Annotated in this window: 8 protein-coding genes and 1 pseudogene; 8 read left to right on the top strand and 1 reads right to left on the bottom strand. The window is 46.8% G+C overall.

What is annotated here, in order from left to right; translation table 11 throughout:
• The first annotated feature begins 120 nt into the window (after positions 1 to 120).
• The 4 genes from JGK07_RS17370 to JGK07_RS17355 all read left to right on the top strand — a co-directional run bounded on the left by JGK07_RS17370 (position 121) and on the right by JGK07_RS17355 (position 4055).
• Entirely contained in the window at positions 121 to 831 is a 711-nt protein-coding gene (locus tag JGK07_RS17370; RefSeq protein WP_293190933.1) for a hypothetical protein, read from the top strand.
• Between the two features lie 94 nt (positions 832 to 925).
• A complete protein-coding gene (locus tag JGK07_RS17365; RefSeq protein ID WP_293179840.1) occupies positions 926 to 1963 on the top strand; it encodes a hypothetical protein in 1038 nt (345 codons plus the stop codon).
• A gap of 364 nt (positions 1964 to 2327) precedes the next feature.
• Positions 2328 to 3101 (top strand): ABC transporter permease, encoded by a 774-nt coding sequence (locus JGK07_RS17360; RefSeq protein WP_293179837.1) that lies wholly within the window; start codon positions 2328 to 2330, stop codon positions 3099 to 3101.
• A 54-nt stretch (positions 3102 to 3155) separates the two neighbouring features.
• Complete coding sequence (locus JGK07_RS17355; protein WP_293190935.1) at positions 3156 to 4055, top strand: ABC transporter ATP-binding protein; 900 nt, start codon at positions 3156 to 3158, stop codon at positions 4053 to 4055.
• A gap of 124 nt (positions 4056 to 4179) precedes the next feature.
• On the opposite strand, the gene JGK07_RS17350 is transcribed toward JGK07_RS17355, so the two are convergent.
• Positions 4180 to 5241: a TIGR03032 family protein gene (locus tag JGK07_RS17350; RefSeq protein WP_293241826.1), complete on the bottom strand. Its 1062-nt coding sequence runs from the start codon at positions 5239 to 5241 to the stop codon at positions 4180 to 4182.
• A gap of 279 nt (positions 5242 to 5520) precedes the next feature.
• Here JGK07_RS17350 and JGK07_RS17345 point away from each other — a divergent pair, with 279 nt between their 5' ends.
• The 4 genes and pseudogenes from JGK07_RS17345 to JGK07_RS17325 all read left to right on the top strand — a co-directional run.
• Entirely contained in the window at positions 5521 to 5661 is a 141-nt protein-coding gene (locus JGK07_RS17345; protein WP_293179828.1) for a hypothetical protein, read from the top strand.
• A gap of 12 nt (positions 5662 to 5673) precedes the next feature.
• Positions 5674 to 10074, top strand: a complete 4401-nt coding sequence (locus JGK07_RS17340; protein ID WP_293290972.1) for a DUF4347 domain-containing protein — start codon at positions 5674 to 5676, stop codon at positions 10072 to 10074.
• 182 nt (positions 10075 to 10256) lie between these two features.
• Positions 10257 to 11393, top strand: a complete 1137-nt coding sequence (locus JGK07_RS33215; protein WP_366934308.1) for a calcium-binding protein — start codon at positions 10257 to 10259, stop codon at positions 11391 to 11393.
• A gap of 404 nt (positions 11394 to 11797) precedes the next feature.
• Positions 11798 to 12151, top strand: a pseudogene (locus JGK07_RS17325) (transposase); the annotation flags it as partial.

Below are 12151 nucleotides of genomic sequence, written 5' to 3'. Positions count from 1 at the left end.
AAGGCGGGCGGGCTTTCAACCAATTCTTTCTGGTAAAAAAGATCGGCTTTCAGAATGAGGACACTTGGCAGTTTATAAGGCATAGTGGATCCAATAAATATAACATTTGAGGAAGTGCTGATGAGATTATTGCGCCTCGCAGCCGCTCTATCGGCTGCCTTGACTCCATTGATGGCACAAGTCGCCTTTAGCCGTCCCATGCCCGGAACGGGCCAGTTTCCCAGGGCCTCAAACCCGCGAGTAGATGTGCCGGTTTGCTTCATCGAAACCCCAAGCGGTACAACTTTTGATTTAGTCAGCTTGTGCGGCACCAACGCTGCTCCCCAAAACACTGCTCCCGCAGCCGCCAACCCAGCCAATGCTCCTGGAAATAACCCCAATGCAGCTAATCCAGCAGCCCCCCCGAACCCCAACAGCGTTACCAGAGATGCTGCCGGCGCCCCGATAACTACTCCTGCTGGTACCGCAAATCCCGCAAATCCCGCAAATCCCGCAAATCCGGGAACTGCACCGAATACTAATCCCAACAACAACGCCAATCCGGGAACTTCGCCGAATACTAATCCCAACAACAATGCCAATCCGGGAACTTCACCGAATACTAATCAGCAGAATAATCTGAATCCAGGAAGTTCGCCGAATACAATTCCCAACAATAATGCCAATCCGGGAACTTCGCCGAATACCAATCAGCAGAATAATTTCAATCCGGGAACTTCGCCGAATACTAATCAACAGAATAATTTCAATCCGGGAACTTCGCCGAATACCAATCCCAGCAACAATGTGTCTCCCAACAGTACCACGGGCAACGGCACGGGTAGTTTTTGAAGGACGATCGCCCGATAAGTTAAGCTAAGACTGGAAGTAGCGATTCCCTACCCTTTGGGATAGCTTCGATCGCGCGTAGTTGAGGAGACCAACTGTGTCAAACTTAGTTCAACGCTTAGAAATAACTGCTCATCCGCAACTCGAAAAATCCCTCGGCTATCGAGGAGACAGTCGCTGGGTAGCTTGGCGGTGGGAACCCGACATCGACCAACTTATTTTCAGCGACGGCAAAATAGTCGGAACTGGCAATAACATGGCTTGGCTGGTATTTTTGCAGCACGATTTAGTTCAGCCTGCGCTACAAGAGTACAACTTCGGCGAGGGCGATCGCTACTGGCTGCTGTTAGACACCGAAACTCGAAATCTCTACGTTGGGGAAGGGAAAGCAGTTCAAAGTCTGCTCGAACAGCCGGAAAGTTTAGCTTTGTTAGCTTGTCTAGATGGCGGCAATGCCGGAAAAACTGCTGAAACTTGGCAGCAAACCCGAGCCCAAGTAACTGCAACAACCGCCTTTCGCCACCTCACAAACGTCATTCCTTTCGGAATTGCCGCTGCTTTAATAGGTGCTTTAGGAGTCGGAACCGGTTGGTGGGTAGTCCCGACGGTGCAGCAGAAACTCGCCGAAAAAACAACTTTTACTTCCCCCATTAGTTCGGCCGCCAACTGCGGGATTGGCGGTTCCGACGATTTTTCAGCCTATGTTGGTTCGTCAACCGGAGACAAAGAACTTCATTTGATTGGTGTTTACGAAGCTAATGCCGAACACGGGAAGGCAAATTTGTCGAAAAGTGCTATCCAAGTCAAAGTAGAACGCCGCAACAAGCCAATAATACTTGCACTTTCGGCCTACGAACCAGTCAACTGGAACGTGACTGTAGAACCCGGAGCAGTTATCGAGAAAATCATTGTTAACGGATACAACAACCAAACAGTTTCAGGAGTTTCGGGAATTCCGATACAAGTGCACAGCTACGAAGCAACCGGAAACTACATCGGCGACTTTATTTACAAGTGGGGTACAAATCCTGAAAGTAATACTCCCTCCCTCGTGACTAAACTCGAACAGACAAACCGTACAAGTTTAACTTCTTTTCAAGGATGTTACAGAGGTACGAACTTTAGTATTAAATGAGCGCAGCGACAGACACCGAAAATTTAAAACCTAGTCTGGTCAAATCACAAAACCCGCGCGGGCGGGTTTTTTATTGAAATTTAACATTCTTAGTATTTCTATGGTATAATATGCCGTGGCGTTATTATCAATAATCATATAATTTCCGGTAAATTCAATGCCATCAAGAAGGTTTGATCGTTCGGAATGCGAGTCCTCGGATTGATGCGGACTAAAGTCCTCACTACGAACCAATTTGATCGTTCGGAATGCGAGTCCTCGGATTGATGCGGACTAAAGTCCTCACTACGAACCAATTTGATTGTGTTGATTCTTTTCGGACTTGATGTCAATTTCCAATTCTTACAATGCTAACACAATCCCTATGAAATACTGGTATGAAACCCTCGCAGTAGCGCAGCGAATTTTAATTGAATTGGGAAGGCGGCGGCGCAGCTTAGTCTTGTGGAGTATTTTTCCAATTTCTATCTTGCTAATCAATGGTTTAATTTTAAAAGAACGCGCCAATCTCACCACAGCCAAAGCCTTTGAAAGTGCTGCACCTGCAAGTTTAGTAGGAGCCGCTTTATTTTTTAGCTGTCTCGGCGGCAGTGTAGCCACGGTAGTCTCAGAGCGAGAACAGCATACTCTCAAGCGCTTATTTGTTTCCCCCCTGAGTGGCACTTCCTACTTTTTAGGAATTTTTCTGGCTCACAGTGCGATCGGCATCGGTCAGGTACTTTTAGTATACACGATAGCAGCGTGTTTGGGAGCACAATTTCAAGGATCTATTCTGTTAGGATGCGCGATTATTCTACTCAGCATTGTATCCTACGTAGGAGTTGGCTTTATTCTGGGGACGCAGTTTGCGAGGCGCACAGAAGATGTCAACTCGCTAGTAGCCGCTTTCGGCGTTCCTTTGTTGATTTTAGGAGGTGCATTTTTGCCAACTGCGCTGTTCCCCAAAACCCTGCTGGATCTCGCCCAGTACAATCCGATTTATCATATGAACGAAGCGCTGATAGGCGTGTGGGCTAACGGCAAAGATTTTGCGGATATTGAATCGCACTTCTGGTTTTTATTCATATTTGCTATTTCGATGATCGCAGGCGGATGGCTGTCATATCGGCGGATGTTAAGAGTAGAAAGAAGACTTTAAATAAATCAGGGAATTCAAAGATAATTTAGAGAAAAAACTAGGAGATTTTAAGCAGTGCTGCAAATAGAAAAGCTAAATAAGGCTTACGGCGAACGTTCAGTGCTTAACGATTTAACACTGCACATTCAAGCTGGCGAAATTTACGGTTTGCTGGGGCCAAATGGGGCGGGCAAAACTACAACTATCAATATTTTATGCAATTTGCTAAATGCTGACAGCGGTAAGGTTTTCATCAATGGCGAACCTGTTTCGGAAGCTACTAAACTGTTAATCGGTGTAGCGCCTCAAGAAAATTTGCTTTACAAAAGCCTTAGCTGTGCAGAAAACCTCAATTTTTTTGCTCAAATTTATGGTTTAGAGCGCCAACAGCGCCGATATCAAGTAGAACAATGCTTAAAAGCAGTAAATTTGATAGATAGAGCTCAAAGTCCGGTGGAAACTTTGAGCGGAGGAATGCAGCGCCGTTTGAATATTGCGGTGGCTTTGGTTCACCAGCCTAAATTAGTAATTTTAGATGAACCAACAACTGGTTTAGATATTGAGGCTCGTTATGAAATTTGGGAGTTGATTCAGCGTTTGCAATCGGAAGGAATTACGATTTTGCTAACAACTCATTTGTTGGATGAAGCTGAGCGTTTGTGTCAGAGAATTGGGATTTTAAAGAATGGTAGTATTGTGGCTGAGGGCAGTTTGGAGGAGTTGCAAAAACTAATTCCGGCTCAGGAAATTATTGTGGTTAAAACCGACGCAGAAGCTGAAGTCATCGCCCGCGCAGCAGAATACAGTTTTATTCCCCGCCGCTACGGTAGCGATTTGGCTTTTTGGCTGCCGGAACGTTTGGAATTAAAGGATATTATTTTGCGTTTTGATGGGATTTCTATTGATTCAATAGCTCGCTATCCGGTGCGGTTAGAACATATTTATGTAGAGGTTACAAAACAAACTCTATCTTAACATTTCTGACCCTCGCGCACAATCCAAGAAACCGGGTTTTTACGATTTTTACCGACAGTAACGAAGTATTCTCGCAAAAACCCGGTTTCTAGCTACCCGTGCGTCCATCCGCCACCATCAGCGGTTAAAGTTCCAAAGTAATTAACTGAGCAATTTCTTCCGTTTGAAAACCCAAAGCCATTGGCTTTTGCACTCCCGGAATCACCTGCACATCATAAAGTTCCGTGACAATCCCTTCAAACCGCAACCAATGTACGATCGCACCAGTAGTCAAATCTATCACCATCATACCGCAGCGAGCCTCAGCATCTTTGGCTACCAACAACTCATCCAACTCTAAACCGCTAAAAGTATTGTCACCACCCCTCGGTTTCGACAATCCAACAATCGCCCAATTTTGCCAAAAAGCCAATCCTCGGACATATGCCGGACAAAATGCGATCGCCTGAAATTTCCCTGTCTCTAAATCGACATAACCAAATTCTCCTCTCCCCGAATTCAGCAACCACAACTTATCTCGATACCAGCGAGGTGAATGCGGCATCGACAATCCCGTAGCGATGATATCATTAGATGCGACATCAATCACTATGCCGCCATTTTTTCTGCGATCGCGCCAGCCATCCACCACATCCGACTGACTCGACGCCGTGACGTATCTCGCCTCTCCATCCACCGCCAAACCGTTGAGGTGACAGCGGTCTTCGTTGATGTATTGTGAGATAAACGGCGGTTTCCACAAAGGTTTGCAACTGTGGCGATCGCTCAAAGTAGCGATACAATTGAACAAAGTGCTAATAAACAGAATTTGATTATTTTTATCGACTGCGATATCGTGAATGTCGATATCACCTGTGGTGTAGGCGATGCGCGGTATGTAAAGGCGATCGTAACCTTGATGTTGTCCACCCGCAGCCAGCACATTATCTAATTGCCAGAGTTGATATTTTGAGCTTAGGTAGAGGCGTTCCGGTGTGCAGAAAAGTCCCATTGCGCGATCGAATATTCGCCAAAAAGCCGAGATTCTGTTGGTTTCTGGCGCGGCACCGATTAACATCAACCTGCTGGTTTGATAAGTAGTACAAGCGAGGCTGATTTGTTGTTCGGTTAACCAAGCTGGTAAATCGCGATCGCCAAAAATATCGTGTTCGTGGACTGTATTGAAAGTGGCTCGTTCGTTATTCATAGAATTTAGAGGCATATAGCGGATCTAGCTCTCATATTCGCGGACGTTGTTGGGATGCGAGCCCTCTTTGTCTGGGAGGTTATGTAAGCTGTCAGTCATACCTCATCTTTTTGAGAAAGGCTATATCTTTTTTATATATCCCAAATGCAAGGGCGGGTTTTACGCTCCAATAATTGGCTAAAACCCACAATCTCATAAACCCGCCCCACTTCTTAAATTTTTATGATTTATGTAAAATTACTTATAAAATAAAGATTTGGTAAATGAGAAGCTAAGCCATTGATTCTCGAAGAGAACCTTGCTAAATTCCTAGTAGTTAAAAATCTAGCGTTTCGTCTGCTAGCAGGTAGAATTGCCGCAGATAAAAAATTAAATTTGGCGATCGAGCTAGACCAAGTTAACAACAACTTATTCTACTAGAACGAAAAGCAGATGAAAACTCTAGTTCAAATTAACCCCAATAAAAAAAACTCTTTGATTGGTTCCTTTCGCAACCAACCAAGGGAAATCGTCATCATTGACCCCACAATACCCGACAGCCACTACCTAATCCAGGGCATCAAACCAGATACAGCTACCTACATCCTCAAAAATAAGACCGATGCGATCGAGCAAATCACCACATTCCTAGCTCAGCACACAGGTATCAAAGCCCTACACATCATCACCCACGGCGGTTCCGGCAAGATTTACTTAGGCACGACAGAACTCAACAGCAACAACATCGAAAACTACAGCCAACAGTTGCAACAGTGGCGAAACGCCCTGATAGCTAACGCAGACATCTTATTATATGGGTGTGAAATAGGCAAAGGAGAAGCTGGCAAAAATTTCGTCAAGCGATTGAGTGAAATCATTGAGGCCAATATCGCCGCTTCAGCTAATCCTACTGGCAGTGCTGAATTAGGCGGAGACTGGGAATTAGAAGTACAAACAGGCCCGATAGAAACAGCAGTAGCATTTAACCTCAACACCCTCAGTGCTTACAGCCACATACTAGCCACCGTCAACCCCGACAACAAAGCCATTCCCGTCAACTCGTCGGCAGTTAGCATTGACGTACTCGCCAACGACACAGGTAGCGGAAGACCGAAAGTTCAAAGCATCACTACTGCCCCCACCAACGGTACAGCGATTATTAATGACTGGATTTATGTCGGGGGCCGTTTTACCACCATCGGTGGACTCGCACGCAACAATATCGCTCGGTTGAATAGCGATGGGACATTAGATAGCACCTTCAACCCAAATGCGGATGATAGTGTCTTAGCGATCGCCATAGACAGCAGTGGCAACCTCATAGTGGGCGGCTTTTTCAACAACATCGGCGGACAACCCCGCGGACGTATCGCCAAATTAGACCCCACAACTGGTGTCGCCGATGCCACCTTCAACCCGAATGTTAATGGTAGTGTCTATGCGATCGCCTTAGACAGCAGTGGCAACCCCTATGTGGTCGGCGCTTTCACCAACATCGGCGGACAATCCCGCAACAATATCGCCAAATTAAACCCCACAACTGGTGCCGCCGATGCTACCTTTAACCCGAATGCGAATAGTTTTGTCTATACGATCGCCATAGACAGCAGTGGCAACCCCTATGTGGGCGGCATTTTCACCAACATCGGCGGCAGTGTCCGCAACAGAATCGCCAAATTGAACGCCATAACTGGTGTCGCCGATGCTACCTTTAACCCGAATCCGAGTGGTTTTTCTGTCAATACGATCGCCATAGACAGCAGTGGCAACCCCTATGTGGGCGGCTCTTTCACCAACATTGGCGGACAATCCCGCAACAATATCGCCAAATTAAACCCCACAACTGGTGCCGCCGATGCTACCTTCAATCCCAATGCGAGTGGTAGTGTCCATGCGATCGCCGTTGACAGCAGCGGCAACCCCTATGTGGGTGGCAGTTTTGCCAACATCGGCCTACAAACCCGCAACAGCATCGCCAAATTAAACCCCACAACTGGTGTCGCCGATGCCACCTTCAACCCCAATGCAGATAATGGTGTTAGAGAGATCGCCTTTGACAGCAGTGGCAACCCCTATGTGGGCGGTTATTTCACCAACATCGGCGGACAAACCCGCAACTATATCGCCAAATTAGATCCCACCACAGGTGTCGCTGATGCTACCTTCAACCCCAATGCAAATGATTATGTCTTTGCGATCGCGATCGACCCCAAAAGCAACATCCTCTACACCCCCAACGCCAACTTCAACGGCGTAGAAACCTTTCAATACACCGCCACCGACGGCATCATCTCCACCCCCACCACCGTCACCGTCCTCGTAAACGACTCGCCCGCACTCGACAACAGCGGCACACCCACCCTCAACGCCCAAAACCAAAACGACAGCGCCAGTACAGGCACATTAATCTCCACCATCATCGCCAACCTCGGCGGCACAAAAATCACCGATCCCAACGCCAGCGCCTCCCAAGGCATCGCCATCACTGCATTAGACACCGCTAACGGCACTTGGCAATACACCACCAATGGCACAACCTGGACAAACACCCCAGCCGTTTCTGCCACCAACGCCTTACTATTAGCGAGTGATGCCAACACCAAAATCCGGTTTGTGCCCAATGCAGGTTACAACGGCACTGTCACCAACGCCATTACCTTTGCCGCCTGGGATCGAATTACCGGCACAAATGGCACTACCGCTAACTACACCACCGATCGAACCAATAACACAACATCCAGCGTTTTTAGCACAGCTACCGAAACCGCCAACATCACAGTTAACTCCTTCCCCACGATTACCAGCGTCAGTGCAGCCACCCCAGACGGGACTTACGGCATCGGCACAAACATCGGCATCACTGTTAACTTCTCTGAAATCGTCAACGTCACGGGTACGCCGCAACTTAGCTTAGCAGGTGCAACACCCGTCGCCAGTTACCTCTCAGGCACCGGTACTAACACCTTGACATTCCGGTACACAGTAGCAGCAGGCGATCGCAGCGCCGACTTAGACTATCTTTCCACAACTGCTTTATCTTTAAGCGGCGGTACTATTAAGAATGCTGCCACTTTTGATGCCAGCTTAACATTACCAGCACCCGCTGCTGCTAACTCTTTGGGTGCTAATAAAGCAATAGTAATAGATGGAATTGTGCCAACTGTTACCAGCGTCACCTCTACCACCGCCAACGGCAGTTACAACACAACTAGCAACATCAACGTCACCGTCAATTTCAGCGAAGCAGTTACTTTAGCAGGCGGTAACATGACAGTCAACCTAGATACAGGCGGCACTGTCACAATTGCACCTTTTACCGGCACATCTGCTGTCGGCACTTATACTCCAGCCACCGGACAAAACAGCACGGATCTCAACTCAACTGGCATAACTTTAGCAACTGGTGCAACCTTAAGAGATTCTGCGAGCAATAATGCAACATTAACTATTCCTGCGGGGCAGTCTTTAGCTGATAGCAAAGCCATAATTGTAGACACACTTGTACCAAATGTCACCTTAACATCAACTTCACCAACCACCACAAACGCACCATTTTTAGTCACAGCAACATTCAGCGAAAGCGTCACAGGATTTATCGCCAGTGACGTGAATCTGACTAACAGTACGATTAGCAATTTCACAGGTAGTGGCACAACCTATACTTTCACCGTTACACCGAATGCTAACGGCGCTGTCACAGTTGATGTCCCGGCAGCTAGAGCGATTGATACCGCGGGTAATAACAATACCGCTGCGGCTCAATTAACTCGCACTGCCGATACTCTTGCACCAACAGTAGCCCTAACATCCGCATCACCAACCACCACAAACGCACCGTTTTTAGTCACAGCAACATTCAGCGAAAGCGTCACAGGATTTACCGCCGCTGGCGTGAATCTAACTAACAGTACAATTAGCAACTTCACAGGTAGCGGCACAAATTATACTTTTACAGTCACACCGAATGCTACTGGTAATGTCACCGTTGATGTCCCTGCTGCTAGAGCGATTGATACCGCTGGTAACAACAATACCGCAGCCACTCAACTTACCCGCACTGCTGATATCACCGCACCTACAGTTTCCTTAACATCAACATCACCAACCACAGTAACTGGTTTATTTACCGTCACTGCTACCTTCAGTGAAAATGTCATCGGCTTTGATACTACTGATATCACCGTAGCCAATGCTGCTGTCGGAAACTTTGTCATAGTTGATGCCAAAACTTACACTTTTGATGTCACACCAACTGCTACTGGTAATGTCACAGTTGATATTCCCACAGCTAAAGCCACAGATGCTGCGGGTAACAATAACACCGCAGCCACTCAACTCACTCGCACTGCTAATATCACGATCCCGATTATTGATGTCATCCCACCTACGGCTAACTTGGCACCAATTTCTAACATTACTACAGCAGGTGGTACAAGTCAGACATTGACAGTTACTTTCAGTGATATCAGTGGAGTTGATGTTAGCAGTTTAGAAAATTCTGATGTTGTTGTAAATTGGTCAGGCGGTGCTATTCCTGCTAGATTTATTAGTGTTAATACTAATAGCAATGGTACACCCCGCACAGCGACATATTCGTTTACTCCCCCAGGCGGAAGTTGGGATAATACTGATAATGCTACTTACACAGTTAATTTGCAAGCATCGCAGGTGAAGGATGTTGTTGGCAATTTGTCTGCTGCTAGCGGTTTAGGTAATTTTAGTGCACACCAACTCCTGTCACCACACCAACTCCTGTCACCACACCAACTCCTGTCACCACACCAACTCCTGTCACCACACCAACTCCTGTCACCACACCAACGCCTTTCTCGCCGACTCCGACGCCCGAGGTAAGTCCAACTCCGACGCCTTTCTCGCCAACTCCAACTCCAACACCGACGCCCCCGCCATCGGAAACTCCGACAGCGACACCGACGCCGACACCATCGCTAACTCCGACACCGACAACAACACCTGCGGTAACCGAAACACCTGCGGTAACCGAAACACCTGCGGTAACCGAAACACCTGCACCAATACCGACACCAACACCTGCGGTAACGCCAACACCTGCGGTAACGCCAACACCTGCGGTAACGCCAACACCAACGCCAGCGGAAACACTGACACCCGCACCAACGCCGACACCATCGCTAACTCCGACACCGACACCGACACCAACACCTGCGGTAACGCCAACACCCGCAGCGACGCCCGAGGTAACACCAACACCCGAATTAACGCCAACACCAATAACTAACAACATCCCCAACGATGACTGCATCTGCGATGAAATTGACTATCCCAACTTAAACCAACCAAATACAGTTGAAAACACCATACTCGGTATATCCGGCATTCAAATAGGCACTGCCCAAAACGATGAATTTCTTGGCAGCAACAACGGCAATATATTCGATGCTAAATCTGGGAATGACAACTTATATAGTGGCGAGAGTCGTGACATATTCAACGGCAATAAAGGCAATGACTTTATCAGCGGTGGCAAAGGTGACGACATCTTATTTGGAGATGAAAATAATGACATCATCCTGGGCGATGCTGGCAACGATTTAATCTTCGGAGGTAAAGGCAATGACTCCATCAATGGTCGCGAAGGTGATGACATCGTTTATGGTAACAGAAATGATGATTTCATTGATGGTGGTAAGGGTAATGACACCTTATTTGGAGGCAAAGGGAATGACATAATCTTTGGTAGTGAAGGTGAGGATTCGCTGTTTGGAAGTCAAGGTGATGATACCATTTGCGGCGGGGCTGGCGATGATTTTATCAGCGGTAACGAACAAGCAGATATTCTGGGAGGGTGTGAAGGAAATGATACTATTTATGGAGGGGAAGATAACGATACTCTAACTGGTTGTCAGGGCGACGACATTCTTTATGGAGACTTGGGTAATGATAGTTTGACTGGTGGTATTGGGAATGATATTTTTGTCTTAGAAGCCGATCGCGGATTTGACATAATCGCTGATTTTACCGTGGGTCAAGATTTAATTGGATTAAGCGGAGGTTTGAGCTTTAATCAGTTAGCAATAACTCAAAATATTCAGGGAGTTCTCATCAAAAATATCTTGACGGGGGAGGAGTTAGGTGTGATGATTGGAGTGACTGCTAATGCGATTACATCCGTGAATTTCCGCCAGATTTAGGGAAGTGATTTACCGTTGGGTGGGGGCGGGTTTTTGAGATTATTGGTTGAGTGGCAATTATTGTTGGTGAACCCGCCCCTTGTATCTTAAAAGAGTGAGTCAGTCGATCGCCACGTCATTGATTCCATCATACCGATAAGTGGGCGATCGTACCGATAAGTGGGCGATCGAGCCGATAAGTGGGCGATCGTACCGACAAGCAAAACGAATCTAAAGAAACAAGGAAAGTTTTGTAAAAAAGGTTCTGTAACAGGCGAAAGTGCTAGCTAGGGCTTGCTGAATAAGCCTAAAACCCTTACCTGAAAAAACTTTGACTCGCGATCGGCACTGACAATGTGTTAGACTATGAGGTAAAATTAGTCAAAAGCCATGCACAGCATCACTTTCGTTCATGTACCGAAAACTTGACTAAAGCCCCAAAAGCAGTGTCCAACTTTGCCCTTCACGGACAAGGACAATTATCAGAGAATAATCGTTGGTAATCATGGCAAAAATAATTCCATGGTCAGAATTTTTGTTGATGAATATGCCCAAAAATTCACCTGTTCAACGGGAGCCCCCGCGAAATCGTTTCGTATAGCATTGGGGGCATTAATAATCAAAGAGAGATTAGGAACTAGCGACTCTGAAACAGTAGAACAAATAAGAGAAAACCCATACCTACAATACTTCCTAGGTCTAAGTGGCTATAGTAATGCTAGACCATTCGACTCATCCATGTTCGTTTATTTTCGGCAAAGAATAGGAGTCAACCCGAG

This window comes from Microcoleus sp. PH2017_24_DOB_U_A (assembly GCF_020738205.1).
In the GTDB taxonomy this organism is placed as follows: Bacteria; Cyanobacteriota; Cyanobacteriia; order Cyanobacteriales; family Microcoleaceae; genus Microcoleus.
This window is presented reverse-complemented; position numbering and strand designations above follow the sequence as displayed.

Bases quoted from the DNA above. Each gene is read 5' to 3' on its own strand.
- JGK07_RS17370 (WP_293190933.1), top strand. From the start codon at position 121: ATGAGATTATTGCGCCTCGCAGCCGCTCTATCGGCTGCCTTGACTCCA.
- JGK07_RS17360 (WP_293179837.1), top strand. From the start codon at position 2,328: ATGAAATACTGGTATGAAACCCTCGCAGTAGCGCAGCGAATTTTAATT.
- JGK07_RS17350 (WP_293241826.1), bottom strand. From the start codon at position 5,241: ATGAATAACGAACGAGCCACTTTCAATACAGTCCACGAACACGATATT.
- JGK07_RS17340 (WP_293290972.1), top strand. From the start codon at position 5,674: ATGAAAACTCTAGTTCAAATTAACCCCAATAAAAAAAACTCTTTGATT.